The organism is Vibrio atlanticus, assembly GCF_024347315.1.
In the GTDB taxonomy this organism is placed as follows: Bacteria; Pseudomonadota; Gammaproteobacteria; order Enterobacterales; family Vibrionaceae; genus Vibrio; species Vibrio atlanticus.
Genome location: NZ_AP025461.1, coordinates 1,075,790 through 1,102,055, shown reverse-complemented (window position 1 = coordinate 1,102,055; position 26,266 = coordinate 1,075,790). Strand labels below are relative to the sequence as shown.

General features: G+C 43.0%; 22 protein-coding genes. 6 read left to right on the top strand and 16 right to left on the bottom strand.

Annotated features, from left to right (window positions below):
* Positions 1-198 precede the first annotated feature (198 nt).
* The 4 genes from pntB to OCV30_RS20600 all read right to left on the bottom strand — a co-directional run bounded on the left by pntB (position 199) and on the right by OCV30_RS20600 (position 4,142).
* Positions 199-1,596: a Re/Si-specific NAD(P)(+) transhydrogenase subunit beta gene (pntB, locus tag OCV30_RS20615; RefSeq protein ID WP_009845361.1), complete on the bottom strand. Its 1,398-nt coding sequence runs from the start codon at positions 1,594-1,596 to the stop codon at positions 199-201.
* 10 nt (positions 1,597-1,606) lie between these two features.
* Positions 1,607-3,154 (bottom strand): Re/Si-specific NAD(P)(+) transhydrogenase subunit alpha, encoded by a 1,548-nt coding sequence (gene pntA / locus OCV30_RS20610; protein WP_012600628.1) that lies wholly within the window; start codon positions 3,152-3,154, stop codon positions 1,607-1,609.
* 299 nt (positions 3,155-3,453) lie between these two features.
* Entirely contained in the window at positions 3,454-3,735 is a 282-nt protein-coding gene (locus OCV30_RS20605) for an HlyU family transcriptional regulator (protein WP_065680063.1), read from the bottom strand.
* 38 nt (positions 3,736-3,773) lie between these two features.
* Entirely contained in the window at positions 3,774-4,142 is a 369-nt protein-coding gene (locus tag OCV30_RS20600) for a late competence development ComFB family protein (protein WP_009845358.1), read from the bottom strand.
* Between the two features lie 376 nt (positions 4,143-4,518).
* Here OCV30_RS20600 and OCV30_RS20595 point away from each other — a divergent pair, with 376 nt between their 5' ends.
* Positions 4,519-5,760: a GGDEF domain-containing protein gene (locus OCV30_RS20595; RefSeq protein ID WP_065680062.1), complete on the top strand. Its 1,242-nt coding sequence runs from the start codon at positions 4,519-4,521 to the stop codon at positions 5,758-5,760.
* A gap of 79 nt (positions 5,761-5,839) precedes the next feature.
* Here OCV30_RS20595 and OCV30_RS20590 read toward each other — a convergent pair whose 3' ends face one another.
* Complete coding sequence (locus OCV30_RS20590; RefSeq protein WP_370736706.1) at positions 5,840-6,826, bottom strand: Solitary outer membrane autotransporter beta-barrel domain; 987 nt, start codon at positions 6,824-6,826, stop codon at positions 5,840-5,842.
* Positions 6,827-6,927: 101 nt separating this feature from the next.
* Positions 6,928-7,899 (bottom strand): diguanylate cyclase, encoded by a 972-nt coding sequence (locus tag OCV30_RS20585; RefSeq protein ID WP_198299351.1) that lies wholly within the window; start codon positions 7,897-7,899, stop codon positions 6,928-6,930.
* A gap of 131 nt (positions 7,900-8,030) precedes the next feature.
* Between OCV30_RS20585 and OCV30_RS20580 the strand changes: the two genes are divergently transcribed.
* Complete coding sequence (locus OCV30_RS20580; protein WP_017098271.1) at positions 8,031-8,468, top strand: DUF3069 domain-containing protein; 438 nt, start codon at positions 8,031-8,033, stop codon at positions 8,466-8,468.
* A 447-nt stretch (positions 8,469-8,915) separates the two neighbouring features.
* On the opposite strand, the gene modC is transcribed toward OCV30_RS20580, so the two are convergent.
* Genes modC through OCV30_RS20560 form a run of 4 tightly spaced genes read right to left on the bottom strand, consistent with a single transcriptional unit; the run spans position 8,916 to position 13,008 of the window.
* Positions 8,916-10,022, bottom strand: coding sequence for a molybdenum ABC transporter ATP-binding protein ModC (gene modC / locus OCV30_RS20575; RefSeq protein WP_065680080.1), 1,107 nt, complete (start codon positions 10,020-10,022; stop codon positions 8,916-8,918).
* Positions 10,023-10,027: 5 nt separating this feature from the next.
* A complete protein-coding gene (gene modB, locus OCV30_RS20570; RefSeq protein WP_065680059.1) occupies positions 10,028-10,726 on the bottom strand; it encodes a molybdate ABC transporter permease subunit in 699 nt (232 codons plus the stop codon).
* Positions 10,727-11,485 (bottom strand): molybdate ABC transporter substrate-binding protein, encoded by a 759-nt coding sequence (gene modA / locus OCV30_RS20565; RefSeq protein WP_065680058.1) that lies wholly within the window; start codon positions 11,483-11,485, stop codon positions 10,727-10,729.
* A 56-nt stretch (positions 11,486-11,541) separates the two neighbouring features.
* Positions 11,542-13,008, bottom strand: a complete 1,467-nt coding sequence (locus OCV30_RS20560) for a cobyric acid synthase (RefSeq protein WP_065680057.1) — start codon at positions 13,006-13,008, stop codon at positions 11,542-11,544.
* A gap of 262 nt (positions 13,009-13,270) precedes the next feature.
* Here OCV30_RS20560 and OCV30_RS20555 point away from each other — a divergent pair, with 262 nt between their 5' ends.
* The 3 genes from OCV30_RS20555 (at position 13,271) to OCV30_RS20545 (ending at position 16,492) form a co-directional block, all read left to right on the top strand.
* A complete protein-coding gene (locus tag OCV30_RS20555) occupies positions 13,271-13,678 on the top strand; it encodes a YgiW/YdeI family stress tolerance OB fold protein (RefSeq protein WP_065680056.1) in 408 nt (135 codons plus the stop codon).
* 112 nt (positions 13,679-13,790) lie between these two features.
* On the top strand, positions 13,791-14,315 hold the full coding sequence (locus OCV30_RS20550) for a hypothetical protein (RefSeq protein ID WP_009845348.1): 525 nt from the start codon (positions 13,791-13,793) through the stop codon (positions 14,313-14,315).
* 290 nt (positions 14,316-14,605) lie between these two features.
* Positions 14,606-16,492, top strand: a complete 1,887-nt coding sequence (locus OCV30_RS20545) for a methyl-accepting chemotaxis protein (protein WP_017098265.1) — start codon at positions 14,606-14,608, stop codon at positions 16,490-16,492.
* A gap of 240 nt (positions 16,493-16,732) precedes the next feature.
* Here the strand turns inward: OCV30_RS20545 and OCV30_RS20540 are convergent, their stop codons facing one another.
* The 4 genes from OCV30_RS20540 to OCV30_RS20525 all read right to left on the bottom strand — a co-directional run bounded on the left by OCV30_RS20540 (position 16,733) and on the right by OCV30_RS20525 (position 21,606).
* Positions 16,733-18,340: an ABC-F family ATPase gene (locus tag OCV30_RS20540; protein ID WP_080518033.1), complete on the bottom strand. Its 1,608-nt coding sequence runs from the start codon at positions 18,338-18,340 to the stop codon at positions 16,733-16,735.
* A 292-nt stretch (positions 18,341-18,632) separates the two neighbouring features.
* Entirely contained in the window at positions 18,633-19,319 is a 687-nt protein-coding gene (locus OCV30_RS20535; RefSeq protein ID WP_065680055.1) for a putative ATP-dependent zinc protease, read from the bottom strand.
* A gap of 11 nt (positions 19,320-19,330) precedes the next feature.
* Positions 19,331-20,515, bottom strand: a complete 1,185-nt coding sequence (locus tag OCV30_RS20530; RefSeq protein ID WP_065680054.1) for an amino acid aminotransferase — start codon at positions 20,513-20,515, stop codon at positions 19,331-19,333.
* 251 nt (positions 20,516-20,766) lie between these two features.
* Positions 20,767-21,606 carry an AraC family transcriptional regulator gene (locus OCV30_RS20525; protein ID WP_065680053.1) on the bottom strand — a complete coding sequence of 280 codons (840 nt, stop codon included), beginning with the start codon at positions 21,604-21,606 and terminating at the stop codon, positions 20,767-20,769.
* A gap of 90 nt (positions 21,607-21,696) precedes the next feature.
* Here OCV30_RS20525 and OCV30_RS20520 point away from each other — a divergent pair, with 90 nt between their 5' ends.
* On the top strand, positions 21,697-23,124 hold the full coding sequence (locus OCV30_RS20520) for an MATE family efflux transporter (protein ID WP_065680052.1): 1,428 nt from the start codon (positions 21,697-21,699) through the stop codon (positions 23,122-23,124).
* A gap of 138 nt (positions 23,125-23,262) precedes the next feature.
* On the opposite strand, the gene nrdG is transcribed toward OCV30_RS20520, so the two are convergent.
* Both nrdG and nrdD read right to left on the bottom strand, forming a co-directional pair.
* Positions 23,263-23,733: an anaerobic ribonucleoside-triphosphate reductase-activating protein gene (gene nrdG, locus OCV30_RS20515; protein WP_017090409.1), complete on the bottom strand. Its 471-nt coding sequence runs from the start codon at positions 23,731-23,733 to the stop codon at positions 23,263-23,265.
* A 171-nt stretch (positions 23,734-23,904) separates the two neighbouring features.
* The gene (gene nrdD / locus OCV30_RS20510) at positions 23,905-26,025 is read right to left on the bottom strand and encodes an anaerobic ribonucleoside-triphosphate reductase (protein WP_065680051.1); all 2,121 of its coding nucleotides are present in this window, start codon (positions 26,023-26,025) and stop codon (positions 23,905-23,907) included.
* Positions 26,026-26,266: the final 241 nt, after the last annotated feature.

The following is a 26,266-nucleotide window of genomic DNA, read 5'->3' as shown; positions in this document are numbered from 1 at the left end:
AACTTCATTCCAATGAGTTTTACGGCCGTCTATCGGACTGTGCTTATTGCTTATGGGCCATAGATTGCTGCTTATGGGTCATAGATTGTTGCTTTAGGATACAGCGACTTTCAGATGAATAAAAAAAGGAGCTCTAATGAGCTCCTTATTTAGTTACGACTTAATGCTTTTGCTTAGAAAATACTTAAAAAGTGTTTCCTATAGATGCTCTAGAATACCGAGACAGCTCTGTTTCGCATCACCAAACAACATCTGCGTATTCTCTTTGAAGAACAGTGGGTTTTGCACACCTGCGTAACCTGTGTTCATCGAACGTTTGAATACGATAACGTTCTGAGCATTCCAAACTTCAAGTACTGGCATGCCAGCGATTGGGCTGTTTGGATCTTCAAGTGCTGCTGGGTTCACAGTGTCGTTTGCACCGATAACCAAAACAGTATCGGTCTCATTGAAGTCATCGTTGAGTTCGTCCATTTCAAGAACGATATCGTAAGGTACTTTTGCTTCAGCAAGTAACACATTCATGTGACCCGGTAACCTACCAGCAACTGGGTGGATACCAAATCGAACATTGATGCCCTGCGCTCGTAGCTTCTCAGTGATTTCATGCACTGGGTATTGAGCTTGAGCTACTGCCATGCCATATCCAGGAGTGATGATGACTGACTTTGAATTTTTCAGCATGTCAGCAACGTCTTCAGCTGATGTTTCGCGGTGTTCACCTTGCTCTTCATCACCATCAGACACGACCACGTCTTGGCCGAACCCACCAGCAATAACGCTGATGAAAGAGCGATTCATCGCCTTACACATGATGTAAGAAAGAATTGCACCTGACGAACCAACCAATGCACCGGTTACGATAAGCAGATCGTTCGCAAGCATGAAACCTGCCGCTGCTGCTGCCCAACCAGAATATGAGTTCAGCATAGAGACAACCACTGGCATATCTGCGCCACCAATCGATGCCACTAGGTGGTAACCGAATGCGAATGCGATAAGAGTCATGACCATTAGCGCGAACATGCTGCCGTCCGCTTTAACGAACATGATCATCAGTAGTGTAGAAACTACGATCGCCGCTAGGTTCCACTTATGCTTATGAGGAATGTTCAATGCAGACGAAGAGATAACGCCGCGAAGCTTACCAAACGCAACAATAGAACCCGTGAACGTCACCGCACCGATAAACACGCCAAGGAACACTTCCACTAAGTGGATCACGTGCTCTGCATGAATATCAGCAGGGTTGATAGAAACAGTAGCAGGTGGATCAATGTAACTGTTGTAACCTACAAGTACTGCTGCCATACCTACGAAGCTGTGCAGAATTGCCACCAGCTCAGGCATTTCAGTCATTTCTACTTTTCTTGCGTAGTGGATACCAATACCACCACCGATCACCATAGCAATGATGATCCATACAATACCTGCAGAATGTGGGCCAAAGATCGTCGCGATCAACGCGATTGCCATACCCGTGATACCGTAATAGTTACCTGCACGCGCAGATTCCTGTTTCGACAACCCAGCTAAGCTCATAATAAAGAATACAGCAGCAACAATATAAGCTGCTTGTACTAATCCTTCAGACATCTGTCACTCCTTAGTCTTTACGGAACATTTCAAGCATACGTTTGGTTACGGTAAAGCCACCAAAGATATTGATACTTGCAATTAATACGGCAATAAATGATAAGAACGTGACAACGCCACTTCCTTGTCCTATTTGTAACAGTGCACCGACTACAATGATTCCTGAAATCGCGTTAGTTACGGACATCAAAGGCGTATGCAGAGAATGGCTTACATTCCAAACGACGTAATAACCCACCACACAAGCGAGTACAAAAACGGTAAAGTGAGATAAGAACGCAGCAGGAGCAACCGACGCTACCCAAGCAAATGCACCTACAGCAACCGCCATGCCTGCCACTTTCTTAATTGGAGAAACCGGCTCTTCAACTTTTGGCTCTGGTTTGACCGCTTTGGGCTTAGCTTGTTGTGGTTGAGCTGAAACTTGAATTGGTGGTGCAGGCCAAGTGACTTCACCCTCTTTAACCACAGTAACACCGCGTAGCACGACATCTTCAAAGTCAATATTGATGTTGCCATCTTTCTCTTTGCAAAGCAGTTTCAGCAAGTTAACGAGGTTCGTTGCATACAGTTGAGATGATTGAGTCGGTAGTCGACCAACCATATCTGTGTAACCTACCACTTTCACGCCGTTAGCCGTTGTAATGACTTGATCCGCAACGGTATATTCACAGTTGCCGCCATTGGCTGCCGCAAGGTCCACAATCACACTACCAGCACTCATGCTGTCTACCATCTCTTTGGTAATCAGCTTAGGAGCCGGACGACCTGGAATCAGCGCCGTTGTAATGATGATATCGACATCTTTAGCTTGAGCTGCATACAGTTCTTCAGCTTTCTTATTGAATGCTTCAGACATCTCTTTTGCGTAGCCGTCGCCCGCGCTGGTATCTTCCTTGAAATCCACTTCCAAGAATTCAGCGCCCATAGACTCGACTTGCTCTTTTACTTCAGGACGAACATCGAACGAACGAACGATCGCACCCAAACTACCCGCAGCGCCAATTGCTGCTAGGCCAGCAACACCCGCACCAGCAACCAGTACCTTCGCGGGTGGAACTTTGCCTGCCGCCGTAATTTGACCTGTGAAGAATCGACCAAACTCATGCGCCGCCTCAACAACAGCACGGTAACCCGCGATGTTAGCCATAGAACTCAATGCATCTAACGCTTGAGCTCTTGAAATACGAGGTACAGAATCCATCGCCATCACGTTGATATTACGAGTGGACAATTGTTCCATTAATTCTGGGTTCTGAGCTGGCCAAATAAAGCTGACCAATGTTGCGCCATCTTTAAGAAGATCAATTTCATTTTTAGTTTCGTCAACGATCGGAGCGTTAACTTTAAAAATAATATCGGATTTCCAAGCTTCATCTGCGGTGACAATTTTTGCTCCAGCTTGTTCATAAACTGCATCTTCAAAACTTGCTAACGCACCTGCTTGTGATTCAACACAAACTTCAAATCCTAATTTCAGAAGCTGTTCTACCGATTTCGGTGAAGCAGCGACTCGCGTTTCACCTGCGAGTGTTTCTCTTGGTACACCAATTTGCATAGCTATTCCTTGACTATTGGCACAATGACTTATTCGTTTGTATCTAACGACAACTAATACTTCAAGCGTTTTATTCAAAGAACAGGAAAAGTTATTACTTATAACGATTTGGATGGAATTGGAGCACTTCATTTGAAGAAATGACGCCTCTTTTGAGCCAAGAGGTCAAACCACTTGCAAATATTCCTTTAAATAACAACCTACTAGCTGTTCTTTGTTCCTAAAACTAAAAAGAGCTTTCAGCATATACACTGAAAGCTCTCTAAATTATGACCAACATCAATTCTAACCCTATTTGGTTAGCTAAAAATGCTATCGCCCATTTGGTCGATGAACATCTGCGATTTTTTAAGCATCAGTTCATCGGCATCTTGTTTGTTTGAAACAACATCTGAACGAATAAAACGATGGGTTTTGATTTCACCATCAAATTCTTTCTCGATTCGCCCAGCTACACGGTATTGACCAGATTCAGCAATGGCATCTTGATAGATATTGAAACCTTTATATTCGACTGGCTCAATCGCTACTTTTTGTTCGGTTTTTTCTTTGCCACTAAATAATCTAGAAAAGAATCCCACGTTTTTACTCCTTAAATGACCGCATTAACCGTAAACTATCATGACTGTTTACCGCTCAACAATGGCTTTTCATACCATTGCAATTCTACGTCATCATCAAAATTATGTTGACTAAAGATAACGGGTACATTGTCGTCACGCTCGCGTCTTCTGTCGTCAATGATCATGCTTTCTGCATTTTTGACCGCGATCTCACTATTTCGTTTATACAGTACCAATTTATCCTCTGGCAATGCCGATAGAAAATCGACATCGAAGCGAATATAGATGGGTTTAAGCTGACCTAAAGCCAAACACGCAAGATCGGCTAACTGCTCGTTGGTATAGCCAGAAACATACTCTTCTGTCGCTAATACATTTCCCACCAAAGTTTCCATATAGTTATGGACATCGACACTGATTTGCATAATACACCTCCATGTTGAGCGGTTGTTTCTAGTTTAATCGTTGTTGTAACTAATCGCGGTTGTTGCTAACCGCTTCTGCAGCTAGGCGTATAACATCTGTTCATTGCTACTTAGGTAACCACCTAACTCTTGAGCACAAACTATGTTGATTTAGTTAAGTATCAATAACGGCTGTTTCATTTATCATATATACTGTTTAGCTCGTTCTTAGGTTAATAGCAACTGAAACACATATAAATTTAGTTGTACAATTAGCGAGCTATGATCATGTTTTTGCTATAATTTAATGAAAAAGCTTGGCAATTGCTTGTTTACCCGTATCCTACGTATAAAATTAAAATATAAGATCATCATTATAGTTAGGCTCACCACATAAATGACATCTTCTTTCGTCACGTCGAGCATATTTCGATTTTGCTTTCCCTTACTTCTATTAGCAATATTACTTGCAGGTATGAACAACGTCATCCTAGTGACGGATTCAAACTTAGGGTTTGCTAGCAACCTCCCATACATTCTATTGAGCGTTGCGGTTTTGCTGTGCCACACATTTAAGCAAGGTCGTATGGCCATGGTGTCCTTAACCATGCTCGTCGCATACCTCATCATTCAAGTTCGTTTACAAACGCCACTCAACACAGGCACCACTCTATTAGAACTGTCTCTGTTAACCGCTTTAGTTCCTGTAACATGCTTACTGGTGTATGCCTTCCCAGATAACGGCGTTAACTCGAAATCTATGTTCCTATATGCTTTGGTTCTCGTTCTGTTTACGGTATGGGCACAATTAATTGTTTCTCATTTCCAGTCAGGTGGATTTGAGTCATGGAGCGAAGGTATCCTGTTTATCGTTAACGGATTCTCGAGGCTACCTTTCGTTTTAGTGCTGTATAGCCTTTGTTTACTTGGCCTTACTTCGATTTTAGTTCTGGTATACAACCGCGCGATTGATGTTGTCGTATACAGCGCAATTTTACTTTCTACTAGCACATTCATATTTTTTGATGTGCAATACATCTCTAGTACGATGTTCTCGCTGTCTGGTACGTTATTCATTATCTATGTCGTCTCTGCTAGCCACGATATGGCCTTTAATGACCGTTTAACTAACATTCCAGGTAGACACGCACTAGAAGTGGATATGAAGCACTTAGGGCGAAAATACTCAATGGCGATGGTTGATATCGACCACTTCAAGAAATTTAACGATACCTACGGGCATGACATTGGCGACGATGTGTTGAAGTTGGTAGCACGTATATTGAGTGAAACAACCGGTGGTGCAAAAGCTTATCGCTATGGTGGTGAAGAGTTTACGATTATTTTTAAAGGCAAATACTCGGAACAGGTTAAAGAGCACCTTCAAGTTCTCATTTCGGAAGTACAAAACTACGATATGACGATTCGAAATAGCAACGATCGCCCTGACGACCATGAAGCCGGCATTAAAAAGCGTGGTCAGAGCAACAAATCAACTGAAGTCGTAAACGTAACGGTGAGCATTGGGCTGTCTGATAGTAGAACCACTAAACAACCCGTAGAAGTCTTGAAACTTGCCGATAACGCACTGTACAAAGCAAAAGAAACTGGCCGAAACAAGCTGTGTGTCGATAGTTAAAGACGTTGAAAGTCTTGGAATGTAAAGCTCTGAACATCGTAATTTAACGGTGTGAACATCGAAAGCGTTGGTGCTTAGACTAGTCTTGGTTAAAGAAGATGACTAAGCTCCCTCCTTTCAAACTACTTCCGTAATTGATAGTAAACCCTATTCCTACATTGTCGACCCAGTCATTAAACAGATTTGGGTTAAGCAACCAACCTACACTACCTTCGTAGTAAGCTGTAGTGCCCATAGACGCGACAGTATCACCACCAATATCTATTCTTCTTATACTCGAATACATGGATGTGATGTTTTTGTCCCAACGAACTAAGTCATAGAAGATCTTAGCTTCATTTGCTATGTACCAACCTTCTGGGTGACCAATACTACCATTATTGGCTTCTCCCCAACCTATACCATTAAAGTAATGCCAACTGGTACTGAGTTTATATTTACCCCAGTCATTCTTATCTTCAAACATCAACTTTATCTTAGGCTCTATTATGTATGCCCAAGCATCCGTGTTCAGATAAAGACCATCCAGTTGACCTTGAATTGGTGCAAGCAACGAAGAACGATATTCAAAATCGTTTCGATAATAGGAAATATGGTTACCAATTGCAGAACTAAAACTCCAGTATTCGTTCAACTGGGATACGTTCGCATACTCAACGTAACCAGAAACAACAGACTCTTTTTGAAAGTCGCTTATCGTTGAACTGGCATATTGAACATCCTTCTCTATCCGCAACGCAGATAAACGAAGTGTTACTTCTTGATGGTTGTCTTCAATATAACTTGGCACTTCAAAGGTATAAGGAAGGCTGAGGGACGCGATATTTTGTCGGCGACTTACTGAGTCATTAGAGCCAATATCTTCATTGTCCAAACTAAAGACTTTGTTGGGATCAAAATTATTTATGCCAAAGGTAAACACATCCGTATCATTGAGCAAAACACTCGTTGCGAAGGTTTGTTCAATGTCTTTCCTGACCAGTTCAGAGAGCGAAGATGCGTTAACAGCAGTTGGAGACACGGAAACAAACAGAGTTAATACAAGACCTTTGTTTGAGTTAGTCATGACGAATGACTTGGAATGCTGCATTTCTTTTATCACTTAAGTCACTTCCTAGCTTATAAGCTACTAGAAGTATAATTCAGGTTACTACCGAAGCTCGTCAACTATTGCTCAAGCTCCATAATATCGCGTTGTATGTAGGTATTTCTTCCACTTTGCTTGGCCTGGTACAGTGCTTGGTCAACCTTTTCGTAAATAGAAGCGATAGCCTCACCACCCTCAGGCACGAATGACAACACGCCTTGTGACGCTGTCACCCTGTCAGACACTGCTGAGTAGTCGTGGACGTAGTTCATTTGATGCAGTGCTTCTTTTACACGATTGGCCTGTAAATTAGCCGCGGAGCTGTCGGTATCACTCAGAATGATGACGAACTCTTCGCCGCCGTAACGTCCAACAAACTCTCCAGCTCGAACAAAGAGCTCTTTCAAAGTATTGGCAAGCCCTTGTAGGCACTTATCCCCTTGAATGTGGCCATAGTTATCGTTGTAAGGCTTAAAGAAGTCAACATCGAGTAGTATGACGGTCATGGATATATTACGTCGTCCGTGCCACGCAATGCTCTCTTCAAGCTTAGTATCCATATATCGACGGTTGTATAATTTGGTTAGGCCGTCTTCGTTGGCTTGTTGTTGCAGTAAAATATTCAGTTCTTCGAGTTTGGCGGTACTCTGTTTTAACTCTCGTCTCATGTGCGCAATACGCTGCATCGCAATCAACTTAGAGTTCAAAACAACTTTGTTTACCGGTTTGATCAAATAATCATCGCCACCAGCATCAATCGCTTTTGCGATCATTTCAGGCTCTTCATGACCGCTCAAAAAGATGATCGGAACCCATTCTGGGAATTGCCGACGAACTTCGTTAGCGACCTCAAAACCATCCATGTCTGGCATACTGATATCCAGTAACACGAGTTCAGGATCAAAATCAGAATAAACATTCAGGGCTTCTTTTCCGCTACCAACAGCTTCTACAACGTGACCCAGTTGCTTGAGTCGAATAGCGAGTTGCATCCTATCCAGTTGAACGTCATCAACCAGCAATATGCGCATCGAAGATCCCTTTTCTATCATCACATCACCTTTATCTAGTGTTGAATATTCAAAGTAGCTCAAATTTGGGCTTAAATCATGCCCTAATCTCTATATTATATTGACTTTTTTACAGATCTTTTTAGCATTGTTTCTTTTTAAAGAGAAATACTATGTCAGACGCTACAAACAACGAAGTACAAGAAATCGATTTAACCACTATCTCACCAGAGCTTCGCCAAGTTATCGAATTTGATGAAGTGCCTAAAGAGATGCACAACATGGTTACTTCTATTCACGAAGTGTCTGAAGAAGCAGTGCGTGAAACTTGGAGCAGCCTTCCAGCAAGCGCACAAAATGTTTTAGACAACTTCGAGCAATTCCACGCTCTAATCTCTGTTAGCCAAGCTTTCGCTGGCGTAAACATGATGGAGGAGTTCCCTACTCTTAAACTTCCAGAAGGCATGACTGATGAAGAAAAAGAAGAGTACCGAGCTCAACTGCTTGACCAAATTTTACATAACTGTGTAAAAGACATGGCTAAGCAAATCAAGAAAGCGCGCCGTGATGCTATCTTGAAGCGTGATTTCAAAGAAGTTTTCATCCGCTAAGCCATTCAAAGCACCTAAATTTAGGTTGAATGCTTAAGGAAAACTTAATGATTAAGCCGTATGTTATTTAAAACATGCGGCTTTTTTGTACCAGCAGCTTTTTCTATACGTTCTTTTTCTGCTCGCTTCTTCTATTATTCGAATGTAACGTCTGGGGTCTTGTTAGTGTAGGGATTCTCATTGTGGCTCTTAGAATTCTAACTTTTCTCATCGCACGAAAGTATGCACATACACCCATATAGTATGACGCAGAACTGGCAGTTATACCGTATAAAAATGACGCATGTAGTCATTTATGGAATCAAGATCGAGTCACAGAATCAACTTCGAGTTTTACCCGTTCTAAAATGAAACCAAAAACCAAGTACGTCGCGGGGTCTTAATGTATTACCGCTAGATCTGAATATATTATCGCATGAGCTTGCTGCATAAACTTAGTTCATAAGCTTAGTGCGTTATCGCGATATCTTTTTGCGCGACACTCACGCCTTTAATTTGTGCGTAGACACGTTGTCCAATTTCTAAATTCAGCTCATCCAGCGCCCACAATGTAATGGTTGCCCATAGGTAGCATCCGGCCTCAAGTTCTAACTCGACAGCGACACTCTGCTTATTCGAGCCTTGTTGGTGCGTCTCTACCCTTTTAATAGTGACAGGAAGGATATTACGTATCGAAGTGCCTTGCGGCTGCTGTAGCGTGATAGAGACATCATTTGCCCTCACTTGCAGCCTTACCGTAGTGCCAAGCTCGCTCGACACCTTTTGAACCCAAAGTGACGTTGATTTACCTAACGTTAGACGTGACAACGCATAATCATCATTATGTTCCGCTAATGTCGCTTCAAACAACGAACTTTGCTCTGAAAAAGATTGCCACGGTTGCATGGCTCTCGATGCCCATACCTCTTCCGTCATCCCCGATGAAATAACTTTGCCTTGATCAATGATCACAAGGTGATTTGCCAAGCGTAATATTTCATTGAGACTATGAGTTACATAGATAATCGGTATTTGAACGGTTTCAGATAAGTTTTCCAGAAACGGCATTACTTCACGCTTACGAGGTAAGTCCAGAGACGCCAATGGCTCATCCATCAATAGAATGCTGGGCTTAGACAACAGTGCGCGGCCAATCGCAACACGTTGCTTCTCACCACCCGACAAACGTGCTGGGTAACGGTCTAGCAATAGACCGAGAGATAATAAGGAGACAATCTGATCGAAATGCGTTTTATCGAAGTCTTTGATGCCATATTTAAGATTGCCTGACACCTTCATGTGCGGAAACAATCGTGATTCTTGAAATACATAGCCGACGTTGCGTTTGTGCGTCGGCAAGTTAATGCCCTTATCACTATCGAACAAAGTAGTTCCAGATACGCTGATCAAGCCATTATCTGGTTGTTTGAGACCACTAATGGCATTGATAAGTGAAGTTTTACCCGCACCAGAACGACCGAAAATTGCCGTAATACCAGTACTCGGCAATTCCAAGTCAATATCAAAAAATGTTTCACCAAGCTGTTGCTGATATTGGAGGACCAAAGCGCTCATGCGACTCATGCGTTACCCCCCAAACGTTTTGCTGACTTTTTGTTGAGCCATTCAGAAAGCATCAGTGAACTCAGTGCGATCACAATAGAAATGACACACAAACGAGCCGCTTCCATTTCAGCTCCAGGGGTTTCAATAAAGGTATACATGGCTAAAGGAATGGTTTGAGTTTCTCCAGGGATATTGGAAACGAAGCTGATGGTCGCACCAAATTCACCCAGACTTCTTGCAAATGAAAGCATGGTGCCAGTAATGATCCCAGGGATCATCAGCGGTAAAGTGATGGTAAAAAACACACGAAGAGGTGAAGCGCCCAATGTAGCTGCGGCCTCTTCAAGTTTACTGTCTACGGTTTCTAAGCTCAGTCGTATAGAACGTACCATCAATGGCAGCGCGACAACAACACACGCCAGAGCAGCGCCCTTCCAGCTAAAACTGAATACAATACCAAACACGTCATTAAGCCAAGAGCCAATAACGCCTTGTCTGCCCATCATCACTAGCAACAAATAACCAATAACCACGGGTGGAAGTACCAAAGGCAAATGGACAATACTTTCTATAATGCTTTTGCCCACAAATTGTTTCTTAGCAAGCAACCATGCCAAGCCGATGCCGATAGGAATAAGCCACAAGATGGCAAAACCAGCGACTTTCAAGCTCAGCATTAAGGCTTGGTATTCGTATTCCGATAGATACATCATTTAACGCACTTCAAATCCAAAACTGTTCAAGGTGTCCTTCGCTTTTTCGCTCTTTAGGAAAGTATAGAACTGTTCTGCGACGACTTTATCGCTCAATTTAGCTACAGGGTAACGTATTGACGTATGTAAATCTGATGGGAACGTCGACACTAGGTTCACTTCTTTAGATAGCAATGCATCTGTTTTGTAAACAATGCCAAGCTTAGCTTCACTACGCTCTACCAAAGCCAATGCCATACGTACATTGTTACTTGGTGCCAATCGAGTCTTCACATCGTCCCATACACCTAACGTTTCTAGCGCTTCTTTCGCATAGATACCCGCAGGAACCGACATGGTGTTGCCAACTGCAAGTCTTTCATTCATTAGAAGTTTAGCCCATTGGTCACCGTTAGAGAGGTCCAAAGATATTGGCGTATCTTTCGGGGAAATTAGCACGAGTTCGTTTTCGCACAAGTTTGTGACATTGTCACCAGAAACCAATTGACGATCGACTAAATGCGTCATCCATTTTTCGTTTGCCGAGATAAAAATGTCTGCTGGCGCACCTCGTTCAATTTGGCGCACTAAAGACGACGTGCTCGCATACACTGGAATAACATCGACAGAATGATCTTTCTCAAACTCTTCAACCAACAAGTTAACCGCGTTCGTCATAGACGATGCAGCATAAACTCGTAGTTTTTCAGCAGCCAAAAGGTGAGTAGAACTCAGTGCTGAAACTAAGGCTATGGTTAAAAGGATGACTCGCTTTTTCATTGTTATCACTTATCTATTATTCGTTTAAATTCTTGAGCTAACTTCTAAGTTGCGGCCTAAGCTGTTAATTCAGGCCAAAGCAGGTCAAGGTTCAAGTGATCTTCGATGGCATCAGCGATTCGATTGATACCCAACTCTTTAAGCTGTTCATGGTCAATCGCTGTCACATCATTAGCACCTGCCCATTCGCAAATAAGCGACAATGCATCACTGTTATCGAATACGCCATGCAGATAAGTACCAAAAATTGAGTTATCTTGATTCACAGCACCATCAACACTGCCAGATTCTAAATGAACCGGTAATACCGTTTCATTGACATCAGTCCTACCTACATGGATTTCATACCCTTTTACTTGTGCTGTTTTGCCATCAAGTGTCATGGTTCCACACACATTGGTTAAAGTTTTCTGCTGTGTTAGTGTCGTTTCAGTATCAAGATACCCCAACCCTTCACTGCTTCCAGGTTTCCCTTCAACGCCATCTGGATCGTGGATGATATTCCCTAGCATCTGATAACCGCCACAAATACCCATCACTTTCCCGCCCAAGCGAAGATGACGCTGAATATCTTTGTCCCAACCTTGCTGTTTTAGGTATTCCAAATCGGCTCTTACCGATTTTGTTCCCGGCAACACAATCAAATCAGCGCTGTTCAAGCGCTCGCCTTTGCCTACGTAACGTAAATCAATCGAAGGGTTAAGTCGCAGAGCGTCAAAGTCTGTATGGTTACTGATTCGAGTTAGTACTGGCACTACAACCTTAAGTTTAGCTTCTCCATCAGACTCTTGGGCTGAGGTAATGGCATCTTCCGCTTCTAAGTTAAAACCATGCAGATAAGGCAAAACCCCTATCACAGGCTTACCTGTTTTCTCTTCTAGCCAATCTAAACCAGATTGAAGTAACGCAATATCGCCTCTAAAACGGTTTATCACAAAGCCTTTTACGCGCGCTTGTTCAGATTCAGATAATAGAGCTAATGTGCCGTAGAGGTGTGCAAAAACGCCGCCACGATCAATATCAGCAACGATGATCACTGGGATGTCTGCCTTTTCAGCAAAGCCCATGTTCGCGATATCGTTTTCTCGAAGATTTATCTCTGCGGGACTGCCCGCACCTTCAATCATCACGCTTTGGTATTCTTCAGAAAGTCGATCAAACGAATCGATAACCGAATTCATCGCAACTTTCTTGTAGTCGTGATATCCGGTCGCTTCCATATTCGTCAGTGCTCTTCCTTGTAGAATCACTTGCGCACCCGTATCTGAATTGGGTTTTAGCAATACAGGATTCATATGGACGGTAGGCTCAATATTACAAGCTTGTGCCTGAACCGCTTGAGCACGACCAATTTCGCCACCATCTTTTGTCACTGCGCTATTTAGCGCCATATTTTGAGGCTTAAAAGGTGCCACTTTGATGCCTTTCCTTGCCAAAACACGGCATAAACCTGCCACCAAAACACTTTTTCCGGCATCTGACGTTGTCCCTTGAACCATAAGGGCGTTTAACGGTGATCGCATCTGTACTTAAATCCTTTATTTCTTAATTTTCAATTTATAGCTGTGGGCAATATTTCTCTGCCTCCATCTTAACGTCATTGTCGTGTAGATGCTCAATAAAATGAATGGAAAATGAATGTGTTACTCACTCTGGATTCAACCCCAGTGTTGTTTAATAGCTCCATCGAAACGAAGCTTACAAACAAAATAAGCACACTAACGAAAAGAAACGTTTCAAATTCAGAAAAACGTTTCTACTAAAAACAACATTAAGGGATTCACCATGAAAAAAACTGTATTAGCTATCGCATCTACTATTATCCTCGCTCCTACTTTCGCAATGGCTAGTGACCATCACAGCGACAGTAATCACAACAATAGCGACAGTAACCACAAGCATCAGAGCGCTATTGCGTACACGGGACCGATTGAAACCGTTTCAGTTGCGACTCTACTAGCAGACACCAGCATGTTCGCAGAGCAAGAGGCAATCGTAGATGGCAAGATTGTGCGTCAACTAAAGAACGATACGTTCGTATTCTCTGATGGTCAGAGTGAAATTCAGATCGAACTGGATGACGGTATCCTTCTAGCGCAACCGCTCACCGCAGATACAAAAGTTCGTATATTTGGCGAATACGAAGGTGGTAAAACACCAGAGATCGAAGTAGATCATATTCAAGTTTTGTAAGATACAAACTCCGTACCGTCGACTTCTAAGACATGATTTATAACAAATGGCCTGCATATTGCAGGCTTTTTTGCATTATAATGCCGAAAAATATAATTAATATGGAGTCACCATGCTAGGTAGCGCAAACAAGACGGTCCTTTTGGGGTTGGTTACACTGTGTTCATTCTCTGCGTATGCAAACAACTTTAACTACAATACATTTGAGCTGCGCACAGGTATTAGCCCTAGTACATTTGGTGGCGAAGTCACAACAATGTTCACTCAAAACTCACACTTTGTTGCTCGAATCGATTCTGAATTTGAAGGGGATTGGGATGCGGCTGTAGGTATGGGGTTCAACGGCCCAATTAATCAGTTGGCTGATATTACTGGACAGATGTTACTGCACAACATCGAACGTAATGATGGTAACCACATTAAAACTGAAATCAATATTGGTTTAAGAGCTTGGTTGCTGGCAAACATTGAAGTTAACGCCCGCCTTGGTCAACTCGTAGACAGCGACGACACGAGTTCAATTGTCGGTGTAGGGGCTCGCTTCCACTCAACAGAACAGCTTTCAGTAGGTATTGACCTTCGAAATAACGGTACTTACGGCCACCAATTCTTAATGTCAGCTCGATTTGGCTTTTAAGTCTATTCAGCACTTATGATCCATCAGTGATCAAATGTTAAATTCGATTGTTTAAACGGTAACTTAAAGGCTAATAGTCTCGTGATCTATTGGCCTTAATGCTTGATTTTTCAACTAAAAACCAAACATTTAGCTTAAAATCCTCGAAAATCACCCTTTCTCGTTACTTCCGTTTATAACTCATTTTTATACTATTCACTTATTGATAGAAATCAGTAATAAAATATCTTTACGGTAATACGGCGTACTGCTACTCTCTTCCAAATTTCTAATAGAGTGAAGTACCGTAAATGGGTGTTAGCAATATTTCAATCAAGAACAAATTAACATTAATGTTTGTTGTCATTATTTTCGCAATGACTATGATTCAGACTTATGTAACAGGTAAGCAACTTCTTAACGAAACCTATCGTTCCATTCAGCAGTATTCAAATACACTAACTGATACAACGGTATCGGGTATAGAAAAATGGATTGAAGGCCGAATCAACGTTGTAAATGCAGCGAAAAATTCGTTTACTTTTACCGATGACCCAACCAGCTATTTAACTCAAAGTACGAGTGCTGGTAAGTTCCAAATTGCCTACGCAGGACTTTCTGACGGTCGCTTTCTTCTAGGTGGTGATTTGCCAGTACCGCAAGATTACGACCCACGTACTCGAGATTGGTACAAAGCGCCTATGGCGGCAGGTCAAACAGTCGTCACTGAACCCTATGTTGATGTGGCTACGAATGACCTAGTGGTAACAATTGCAAGCCCATTCAATGCCAACGGTTTCTCTGGCGTTATTGGTGCAGACCTGAACTTAAACACCCTCATCAATGATATTGTAAGTATTGAGCAACCTGGTGTTTACGCTTTTCTTGTCGATGGTAAAGGTAACATTGTTGCCCATAGAGACCGCAGCCTAACGCTAAAGCCTGTTTCTAATATTTCAAACAACCTTTCTGCTCAGAAAATCAAATCACTTGCGCAAAATCCAGAATTTGAAGAGCTAACGATTAAAGGTACCGACTCCCTTCTTTCTGCTCAGAAAGTTCCTCATACAGACTGGTATTTCACTGTTGTTATCGATAAAGACCACTCTTTTGCTTCTTACTATTCATTAGTTCGTCAGTCGGTAATATTTGGTCTAATACAACTTGCTGTAATCGCATTCGTTGCGATGTTTATCATCAAGAAAGCACTGTCGCCATTAACGACACTAAGCTCGGCAATGGAAGCATTGTCCAAAGGTGACGGCGACTTAACACAGCGTATGACTGTTCATAGTAAAGACGAGATTGGCACCCTAGCGCATCACGTCAACGCGTTCATAGCAAAACTTCAAGAGATAGTGCGTGATATTGCGGGCTCTTCGAACCAGCTTAATCAGCAATCTGAAATTAGTACCAATGTCGCTCGTCAAACAAGTGAAGGTCTATCAGTCCAACTTCACGAAATTTCTCAGATTGCTACAGCCGTACATGAAATGTCGGCAACAGCAGAAGAAGTAGCAAACAACGCGCAAATGACGGCTGATTCAGCGATCAGTTCAACAGAGAATTGTGAACAAGGTAAGCAAGTCATCATTCGTAACCAAGATTCCATCACTAGTCTTGCTCAACAAGTTGAGAACGCTTCAGGAATCATTCAAGAAGTTGAGAAGAATGCGTTAGACATCAACACTATTCTATCAACCATTTCTGATATTGCAGAACAAACTAACCTATTGGCCTTAAACGCAGCGATTGAAGCAGCACGTGCGGGTGAACAAGGTCGCGGCTTTGCGGTTGTGGCAGATGAAGTTCGTGTTCTTTCTCAACGAACTCACAGTTCTACAGACGAGATTCGCGAAATGATCGAGACTCTTCAGAAAAACAGCGTCAGTGCGGTTGAATCAATGCAACGTAGCCAAGACTTGGCGCAATCAAGTGTCGATGATGCAAACAATGCGACGATTGCATTGGAAGAGATCGCGACATCGATTCAACAGATCTCAGAGATGGCTTCACATATCTCGAATGCTGCTTCTGAACAAAGATCGGTTACCGGTGAAGTCAGTAAGAATATTCAGTTGGTTAATGATGTATCAGAAAACATGTCTACTGAGGCTGATAACTCTCGTCACTTGTCTGAAGAGTTGCGCGGCATTGCTCAACAGTTGAATACTCAAGTTCAATTGTTTAAATACTAGACGTACGGATAATTCGTTCTAGCTCTTGAGCGCGGTTAAACAATGTTGTTTAACCGCGTTTAAAATTAGAACCAACATCAGAACGACAAAAAGCCCCCGACCACTATTGTGTTCGGGGGCTTTCTTATTCTCATTACTTTTTTATTATAGTTAGCAAATAAACGGTTAGCTGCTAGCCGTTTACCTATTTACTAATGCAATTATAGGTCAACCAATACGATTATAGACCAACTAAGACTGTTATAAGCTAACCATCAGCATCTTTTTCTGATGATCCAAGTACTCTTCATAAGTACCTTGGAAGCTCACTAATTGTTGGTCTTTTACATCAATGATGTGTGTTGCTAGCGAAGAAACAAACTCACGGTCATGGCTTACAAAGATAAGCGTCCCCGTGTAAACCTTCAATGCGTCGTTCAGGGCTTGGATTGCTTCCATGTCCATGTGGTTCGTTGGTTCGTCCATCACAAGCACGTTGATGTCTTGCATCATTAGCTTGCCGAATAACAGACGGTTTTTCTCTCCACCAGAACAGTTACGCGCTTTCTTGTTCGCATCATCAGCAGTAAACAATAGACGACCTAGAATACCACGTACCATAAGGTCATCGTGCTTCACTGTACGCCATTGTGAGATCCAATCGAAGATACTCAGGTCGTTATCAAAGTCAGACGTGCTATCTTGTGGGCAGTAGCCGACTGATGCGTTTTCAGACCATTTAACGATACCTTCGTTTTGCTCTAGCTCTTGAACTAGGCACTTCAATAGTGTTGTTTTACCCACACCGTTCTCACCGATAACGGCAAGACGAGTACCCGCTTCAAGTAGCAAGTTACCACCAGCAAACAGTGTTTCGCCATCGAAGCCGTGACCAAGCTCTTTAAGTTCAAGCGCTTGACGGTGCAGTTTCTTGCCTTCACCAAAATCAATTGATGGGCTCATACGGCTCGATGATTTCACTTCATCCAGCGTGATTTTATCCATTTTCTTAGCGCGAGAACTTGCTTGTTTCGCTTTAGAAGCGTTCGCACCAAAACGGTTTACGAAATCTTGAAGCTCGCTGATCTCAGCCGCTTTCTTAGCATTGCTCGCTAGAAGTTGATCGCGAATCAAACCCGACGCTTCTAAGAAGTACTCGTAGTTACCCGGGTAAACACGTAGCTCGCCGTAGTCGATATCCGCCATATGCGTACATACAGAGTTAAGGAAGTGTCTATCGTGCGAAATGATGATCATTGTACATTTACGCTGGTTTAGCTCTTCAGCAAGCCAGTTAATCGTGTGAATGTCCAAGTTGTTGGTTGGTTCATCAAGAAGTAGGATATCTGGGTTTGCAAACAATGCCTGTGCCAATAGCACACGCAGTTTCCAACCCGGAGCAACTTGTTGCATCAGGCCGAAGTGAAACTCTTCTTCAATACCCGCTTGGATTAGGATATCACCTGCACGGCTTTCTGCTGTGTAGCCATCCATTTCCGCGAATTCACTTTCAAGCTCAGCGACTTTCATACCATCGTCTTCGCTCATTTCAGGCAAAGAGTAAATACGGTCACGTTCTTGTTTTACTTCCCACAGTTTTTTGTCACCCATGATTACTACATCGATAACGCTGTACTGTTCAAAAGCGAACTGATCTTGGCTTAGCACACCCAGTTTCTCTCCAGGAGTGATCGAAACGTTGCCCGAGCTTGGCGTCAATGCGCCACTTAGGATTTTCATGAACGTTGATTTTCCGCAACCATTGGCGCCGATCAAACCATAACGGTTTCCGTTACCAAATTTAGCAGAGATGTTTTCAAACAGCGGCTCTGCGCCAAATTGCATTGTGATGTTCGCGGTAGATATCAAAGAACTAATTCCTAAGCGTGTACTGACAGATAATTATTTGGCTATTTCAATTAGCCAAAATAAGAAGTACGAAAGTATGGATTAAACATAAAACGAAGCGCGGATTATATAGAGATCAGGATCACATTGTCGAGGTTAAACAGTGAACGAATGAAGAACAACGCACAATAAAGTGTATTTCGTCGTTTATTACATCATAAAAAGAAAAAATCCCCACTAATTCCATTAGTAGGGATTCCATTTCTCATCAATAAAAGCATCAGACTCTAATTCGAATAAATACCGATTGACGCTATTTAGTTATTTTTTTCTGAACGTATTTTTGACCAACATCGACAACGGCAACATCTCTAAAGAAGCTTCTCCCCAACAGAATTGGGAAAGAAAGATGCGTTCGATCTGCTAGCGTAAATTCAGTCTTATCTTTTAGATCGCCGATTTGAATTGAAGCGACAACAACAGCACGTCGTTGTGTACCTTCCGCGCTCGACTGCTTGATCTTAACCCAACGCTCTACCGGCAAGCTGATCTCTTCAGTTGTGATGCCATCATGTTCAATTTTGAACTTAACCCAATCTTTACCGTCACGTTCGAAATCAACAATATCAACGGCACTGATTGATGATGTTGTTGCACCTGTATCAACTCGTGCTTTAAACGCTTCTTTAAGACCAGGAACAAACACCCACTCCTCTTCGCCAAGAATCAGTTTGCCATCGCTTGTCTTGGTTGGTTTTGCAGTCGGTTTTTGTTCAGGCTTTGGTTTCGCTTCTGGTTCCGTTGGTTTTACTTCTTGAGGCTTCTCTGTAGGTTCCGTTACTTTCTCGCCTTCCGTTGTGTCAGTCTTGGAAGATTCATCCACAACAGGTTGTTCTACTTGAGGCTTTTGCTCTGGCTCGACAGGAACTTGAGTCGTTGTCGAACAAGCAAACAGGCCACCACTTAGCATTAAGACTACAATCGCTTTCCAATTATACATTCAGTCACCTTCTATTTTGAAACGTTGGCTATCGCTTTAGCCACATAAGGAATATGGGATTCAGAAAGGCCCGCGATATTGATGCGTCCATCACCAACACCATAGACTCCATATTCTTCACGTAGTTGATTCATTTGAGTTTCTTTAAAGCCTAGTACACTAAACATGCCTTTATGGCTTTCGATGAAGTCAAATTGTGACGTGTTGTAAGTATTTCGCAATTCGTCACATAAACTTTTGCGCAGATTTAACAAACGTTGCTGCATTTCACTCAACTCTTGTTTCCAAACCGTCGTTAGTTCTTGATTCTGAAGAATTGTTTTAACCAACGCGGCACCATGATCTGGCGGCATTGTGTAAGTTGAACGAGCCAGTGTCAGTAGCTTACCTTTAGCATTGCCTACGTGTTCGCTGTTCTTACCGATAACAATCGCGGCACCCGTTCTTTCACGGTACAAACCGAAGTTTTTCGAACATGACGTCGTAATCAACATCTCTTCTACGTTGTTCGCCATATGTTGAAGACCTTTTGCGTCTTCTTCTAGGCCATCACCAAAGCCTTGGTAGGCAATATCAACAAACGGTAAGAAACCATTCTTTTGCGATAACTTAGTAATTTCCTGCCACGCTTCAAAATCAATGTCAGCACCCGTTGGGTTATGACAGCAACCGTGAAGAAGTACCACGTCTGATGGACCCGCTTTTGAAAGGTCGGCCAACATTTTAGCCGTATCAACTTGCTTCGTTTCAGGACTGAAGTAATTGTAGTATCGAACTTTTAAGCCCGCCGCTTCCATCACCGGTTTATGGTTAACGTAGCTTGGGTTTGAAATCCAAACCGTTGTGTCTGGTTGAGAGACTTTCATCAAGTCACCCAACATACGAAGTGCACCACTTGCACCTGGTGTTTGAATCGCAGCAACGCGACCTATTGCAGAAGTCCCTTTAAGCAACAGATCAACCATGCTCTGGTTAAACTCTTCACAGCCTGCTAGGCCAACATAAGCTTTGGTTTTCTGTGTTTCAACAACGATATCTTGAGCCTTAGAGACGGCTTTCATGATCGGTGTTTCACCTTGGTCGTTTTTGTAAACGCCAATGCCTAAGTCGACTTTATCAGTACGAGTATCGCCGCGGTAAGCGACAGACAGAGATAGAATTGGATCTAAAGTTGGTTTTGGTAGATGTGAAAACATGAAAGTCACAACCCTTTGAAATTCAAGTATGAGTTTCACGTTAACATTATCGTAGACAAATCAGAAACATTTTTTAATAGAAGCGCTTAGTTACCATTAGTAATTAGAAGTAATCAGAGATTGGTCATTTCAAACGGATAAATAGTGCGAATTTCAAACACCTAATAACCAATTGCACAATTCAAAGCGCTGTATTTCTATGTATCTTATGCTTCTATGTGTCTTATGTTTGCATGCGCCTTTAAAGATCGCTATTGGGCACTTTGTTTGAATTGTCTTGGTGTCATTCCTGACCACGCCTTAAACCGAGTGCTAAAGTTAGCGGCATTTGGATATCCGACTATCTCACCAATGTGTTGAATCGACCAATCACTCGATCTAAGTAGCCGCGCAGCGTATTCCATTCTCATACGCATGACATGAGTCATAGGGCTATGTGAGTAATAGCGCTGGCACAAACGATGGAAGTGCGGTTCTGAGCACGGGAATAAGCTCGCGAGTTCATGAACGTTCCATTCTTTATGGAGCTGCTTTTGTACGTTGTCGAAAACGCGTCTTAAGCGGATCAAATTGCGTGACTGTTGCTGAGGCGCTGGCGTATTAATCATGAACTCTATTTGGGCTACACTGTGAATCGCAATCGCTCCTCCCAAATCGATGGGCAAGGCAATACTTCTCAACAGAGTATGAATGCACGACGAGACGACTTCTGCCGCCGGAGACAGCGTATAACTCACTTCATCACTGACGACATTTTCCCATTGTTTATTAGGCGAGAGAAAGATCCATGCGATCTGCCATGTTTCTTCTTCAATACCAAAACCGTTCTCAACGCCTGCAGGAACAGTAATGCAAGAGCCTGGTTCTAGAATGTAGCGACACCCTTCGCTTTCGAGCCATCCCTTACCTCTCACGGTATACAGCAACATGTGTTTTTGTTGGTTTTTCCGATACACCGAAAAAAAATCGCGGCACGACGCCGTACCACACTGAACGATACCGAGCTCTTCAAATGCCAATACGTGGCTTTGATCGACAAACTCTTGATGCGTCTTTTCAGAGATCTCATACCTTTCTTGTTTATCACTCATATCACTGCTAACTCATTCAATTGGCCAACTTATCAAAGTGGATAGTTTGGCAAAAGTTTGTGATGAGTATGAAGAATACAGCGAAAACAAATGCCGATAAACTTCTCGCATAATCACTACCGGGGAAATGCGATGCTCTCGACATATCGTCATTTGGACAAAGAGTTTTGGCAAAAACTATTACACATTGGTTTACCTGTCTCACTGCAAACCATGTTGTTTTCATTACTAGGCGTGGTCGATATTTTTATGGTCAACCAGCTTGGTGATTCTGCAACCGCCGCTGTTGGTGTTGGCAACCGTATCTTCTTCTTCAACTTGATCATGGTATCGGGGATTAGCGGAGCTGTGAGCGTGCTAGCTTCGCAATATTTTGGTGCCGGTGATTTCAACGGAATTCGACGTACACTAGCGCAATCATGGGCACTTTCGATCTTTGCCATCATTCCCTTTGTGTTCATCTATACATTGGCTCCTGAATCAGTCGTGTCTGTGGTGGCCTCAGACCCTGATTACGTCCGCTTGGCAACGGATTACCTTTGGATAACAGGAGCCAGCCTTATTGGTACCGCTGTAGTTGTGCCGCTAGAGAGTGCACTTCGTTCTGTGGGCGAAGCCAAGCTGCCCACGAAAATCAGTATCTGGGCAATTATCGTCAATGCAATTCTCAACGCCCTATTGATCTTCGGCTTGTTTGGGTTTCCAGAACTGGGTGTGGTTGGTGCGGCAATTGGTACTACGGTGTCTAGGTTCTTTCAAACGGTTGCATTGCTTGTTATGACAAGAAAACATTATCCGCACCTATTCCCGACGTTAAGCAATTGGCGAGATGCGTTATTACCGAAGCATAGAAAGAAGTACTTCACGATAGCCATACCTATGTTGGTTCATGACACAGCATGGGCGGGCGGGATTCTTATTTACAACGTTATTGTTGGCCAAATGGGGGTTGGAGAGCTTGCGATCATTTCACTATTATCGCCTGTTGAAAGCATCTTGATCTCGGCATTCATGGGGTTTGCCGTCGCGGCTTCAATCATTCTAGGTAACGAGATCGGCGCGAAGAACTATCAACGAGTCGAGAATACAGCTTGGGGTTATGTGTTAGTGAGTTGTGGGCTTGCTGCTTTACTGGCGTTAATGTGTTTTATCGCCAAACCCGCGATCGTATCCATGATCGGTCTTACTCACTTAGAGCTCAAAGATACGGCCGTTAACGTTACCTTAATAATGGCACTCGGTATGGTACTAAGAGTCTTCAATATGGTTGGTATAGGCGGAGTGTTGAAAAGTGGTGGAGACATCAACTACAGCATCTTCATCGACCTGTTTGGCCAATGGGCGATTGGTATTCCCCTTGCCTACTTTACTGCGCTAGTGTTGGGTTGGCCGTTAGAATGGGTTTTGATGATTGTGTTACTCGAAGAGCTAGCCAAAATAGTTCTGACGAGCCAACGGATTCAATCTAAGAAATGGATAAATAATCTAATCGACGAGCCTGAGCATATTCCTATTTAGACAGGCGCCAAACCGACACTTACGTTCGGGCGATAGATTCAAAAGAACTCACACCCAAGGGCTGATTTGTAGCATTGCGCTAACGATGAAGCCCTTTTTTCTGTTTCTGTTTACGAGAATACTGAATCAGAACAAATCTTATAAGTCAGTAAACCGATGGATGATTTGGTTTGAACTACCACGCCAATCTAACATTGGATCCGCTTTATCTTGCTCGAAGCGACCATCAATCAAGGTATCAACGTATTCCAATACTTGCTTCTGCTTTTCATCAAGCTCATCTAGCTCGTAGCCCGTCCACATCCAGATGTCTTTGCCTTCGCATTCCGCTTTTACACGTTGAACCAACTTAAGCACTTCAGACACGTTTGCCGGATGCATTGGGTCACCACCAGAAAGCGATAAGCCACGACGCTTGATTCGCGGATCATTGAGATCAGCGATAATTTGGTCTTGTAGTTCTTGAGTGAACAAATGCCCAGAGTCCAATCGTTGCGTCGACTGGTTATAACACCCGCGACACTGGTGCACACAACCCGACACAAACAAAGTGCAGCGTGTTCCTGGGCCGTTTACAACGTCGATTGGGTGATATTGATGGTAATTCATAAGGCAGTATTGAAACTCGTTATTGCTTAATAGTTTGAAGGAAGTGCTGTAACAACTGAAACAAAAGAATTGGTATCGACATAGCGCCGATACCAATCTTATTTCTTGAAACGTAGCTCTTCTAAGTGAACTCGCTAAAAATCGCAGACCTTACTAAGATCCTTCGTTAGATCAAAGGTGCTTCACGCGACGTTTAACTTCTTCTTGTTTACCGAAGTTAAATGGTCGTGCATCTGGGCTACCAAGGTAACCACATACGCGGCGCGTTACCGACACTTTGGTTGAGTCATGGTTGCCACACTTAGGACATGTAAAGCCTTTACTTGTACAGTCGAACTCACCGTTGTAACCACATTCGTAACACTCATCAATCGGCGTGTTGGTGCCGTAGTAAGGAACACGTGTGTAGCTGTAATCCCATACGTTTTCTAGCGCTTCGATGTTCTTCTGCATGTTCGGGAATTCGCCGTAACAGATAAAACCACCGCTAGAAATTTCAGGATAAGGCATCTCGAAATCGATCTTGTCGTATGGATTCACTTTCTTCTGTACATCTAAGTGGAAGCTGTTGGTGTAGTAACCACGGTCTGTTACTCCATCAATCACACCAAATTCTTTGGTGTCGATGCTACAGAAACGGCTACATAGGTTTTCACTTGGTGTGCCGTATAGACTGAATGCGTAACCTGTCTCTTTCGTCCAAGATTCCACTTCACGCTTCATGTATTCCACCAGCTCAAGCGCTTTAGCACGCATTTCGCCGTCGTCATACAGGTGAACATCTGTGCCGTAAAGCGCAGTCATTGCTTCGTGGATACCAATGTAGCCAAGAGAAACAGAAGCACGGCCGTTCTTGAAGATATCAGCAATAGAGTCGTCAGCTTTCAAGCGAACACCACATGCGCCTTCCATATATAGGATTGGAGCAACACGTGCTTTCACGTTTTCTAGACGCGAGATACGAGTTTCTAGTGCACGACGAGCCAGCTTCAGTTTTTCATCAAGCAGTTCGTAGAACTTAACCATATCTTGCTTTGCGTTAATCGCAATACGTGGCAAGTTGAGGCTAACCACACCTAAGTTGTTACGGCCTTCGTGAATTAACTCACCATTTTCTTCGTAAGTATTCAAGAAGCTACGACAACCCATAGGCGTTTTGAATGACCCTGTCACTTCTACCACTTTGTCGTAGTTAAGAATGTCTGGGTACATACGCTTAGATGCACACTCAAGCGCTAATTGCTTGATGTCGTAGTTTGGATCTTGCTTCTGGTGGTTCAAGCCATCTTTGATTGCAAATACCAGTTTAGGGAATACCGCTGTTTTGCGGTTCTTACCCAAACCTGCAATGCGGTTCTTCAAGATAGATTGCTGGATAAGTTTTGAACCCCAGCTTTCGCCAAGACCGAAACCAAACGTGACGAATGGTGTTTGTCCGTTAGCCGTGTGTAGCGTGTTTACTTCGTACTCCAAAGACTGGAATGCGTCGTAACACTCTTTCTCTGTACGAGAGATAGCAAAAGCTTCTGGGCTGTGAATATCCCACTCTTTCGCTAGTGATAGGTGCTTCTCGTAACTCGCCATTACGTAAGGTTCTAGAACCTCGTCGATACGGTTAATCGTTGTACCGCCGTATATGTGGCTTGCCACTTGCGCGATGATCTGTGCAGTTACCGCTGTCGCCGTAGAGATCGATTTAGGTGTGTCGATTTCCGCGTTACCCATCTTAAAGCCATGCGTTAACATGCCTTTAAGATCGATAAGCATACAGTTAAACATTGGGAAGAACGGTGCGTAGTCTAAATCATGATAGTGAATGTCACCACACTCGTGAGCTTGTACGATATCACGCGGCAAAATGTGAGTTTTTGCATAATGCTTAGCCACGATACCCGCCAGCAAATCACGCTGAGTTGGGATAACTTTGCCATCTTTGTTGGCATTCTCATTGATCAGATCAACATTGCTTTCTTCGATCAGACCTTCGATCTCGCGAGTTAAAGCGCTTTGCTTTTCACGTGCGATGTCACGGTCATGACGATATTCAATGTAGGCACGAGCAAGAGACTTGTATGGTCCCTGCATTAGCTCGTTCTCGACCATGGTTTGAATTTCAGAGATATGAACTTCATCGTAGTCTTCGAGCTTCAACTCAACTGCTAATGCCACATTCAGAGCATAAATAGCAATTTCCTTATCGGTTTTGTCTGATGCTGCTTCCACTGCAGCTTGGATGCGATCTCTACTGAATGGAGCTCTTGAGCCATCACGCTTGATTACGATTGATTTCACCACTTCTCCTTACTCTTGAGGTATTCACAGACTTATCCACAAACACACTATATAGAGCGATTTATCGTTTAACTAACACTAGATATTGTGGCGTATTTAACGAGAACCACCAACTTTGAGTATTGATTTGGATCAATAAAACTCTCACGCTGACTAAGATCAATTCAATATTATTACGCTACTTCTCAAGTCGAAAAGAAACAATGTAACAATAAAAAAACTGCTAAAAAGAGTTGAATTT

Excerpts from the sequence above, each read along its gene's own strand:
- modB (WP_065680059.1), bottom strand. The coding sequence starts at position 10,726 with ATGATGTATCTATCGGAATACGAATACCAAGCCTTAATGCTGAGCTTG.
- OCV30_RS20585 (WP_198299351.1), bottom strand. The coding sequence starts at position 7,899 with ATGATAGAAAAGGGATCTTCGATGCGCATATTGCTGGTTGATGACGTT.
- OCV30_RS20520 (WP_065680052.1), top strand. The coding sequence starts at position 21,697 with ATGCCGATAAACTTCTCGCATAATCACTACCGGGGAAATGCGATGCTC.
- OCV30_RS20590 (WP_370736706.1), bottom strand. The coding sequence starts at position 6,826 with ATGACTAACTCAAACAAAGGTCTTGTATTAACTCTGTTTGTTTCCGTG.
- OCV30_RS20535 (WP_065680055.1), bottom strand. The coding sequence starts at position 19,319 with ATGTATAATTGGAAAGCGATTGTAGTCTTAATGCTAAGTGGTGGCCTG.
- OCV30_RS20530 (WP_065680054.1), bottom strand. The coding sequence starts at position 20,515 with ATGTTTTCACATCTACCAAAACCAACTTTAGATCCAATTCTATCTCTG.
- modA (WP_065680058.1), bottom strand. The coding sequence starts at position 11,485 with ATGAAAAAGCGAGTCATCCTTTTAACCATAGCCTTAGTTTCAGCACTG.
- OCV30_RS20525 (WP_065680053.1), bottom strand. The coding sequence starts at position 21,606 with ATGAGTGATAAACAAGAAAGGTATGAGATCTCTGAAAAGACGCATCAA.
- OCV30_RS20555 (WP_065680056.1), top strand. The coding sequence starts at position 13,271 with ATGAAAAAAACTGTATTAGCTATCGCATCTACTATTATCCTCGCTCCT.
- OCV30_RS20545 (WP_017098265.1), top strand. The coding sequence starts at position 14,606 with ATGGGTGTTAGCAATATTTCAATCAAGAACAAATTAACATTAATGTTT.
- nrdG (WP_017090409.1), bottom strand. The coding sequence starts at position 23,733 with ATGAATTACCATCAATATCACCCAATCGACGTTGTAAACGGCCCAGGA.
- OCV30_RS20550 (WP_009845348.1), top strand. The coding sequence starts at position 13,791 with ATGCTAGGTAGCGCAAACAAGACGGTCCTTTTGGGGTTGGTTACACTG.
- pntB (WP_009845361.1), bottom strand. The coding sequence starts at position 1,596 with ATGTCTGAAGGATTAGTACAAGCAGCTTATATTGTTGCTGCTGTATTC.
- pntA (WP_012600628.1), bottom strand. The coding sequence starts at position 3,154 with ATGCAAATTGGTGTACCAAGAGAAACACTCGCAGGTGAAACGCGAGTC.
- OCV30_RS20595 (WP_065680062.1), top strand. The coding sequence starts at position 4,519 with ATGACATCTTCTTTCGTCACGTCGAGCATATTTCGATTTTGCTTTCCC.
- modC (WP_065680080.1), bottom strand. The coding sequence starts at position 10,022 with ATGAGCGCTTTGGTCCTCCAATATCAGCAACAGCTTGGTGAAACATTT.
- OCV30_RS20580 (WP_017098271.1), top strand. The coding sequence starts at position 8,031 with ATGTCAGACGCTACAAACAACGAAGTACAAGAAATCGATTTAACCACT.
- OCV30_RS20560 (WP_065680057.1), bottom strand. The coding sequence starts at position 13,008 with ATGCGATCACCGTTAAACGCCCTTATGGTTCAAGGGACAACGTCAGAT.
- OCV30_RS20600 (WP_009845358.1), bottom strand. The coding sequence starts at position 4,142 with ATGCAAATCAGTGTCGATGTCCATAACTATATGGAAACTTTGGTGGGA.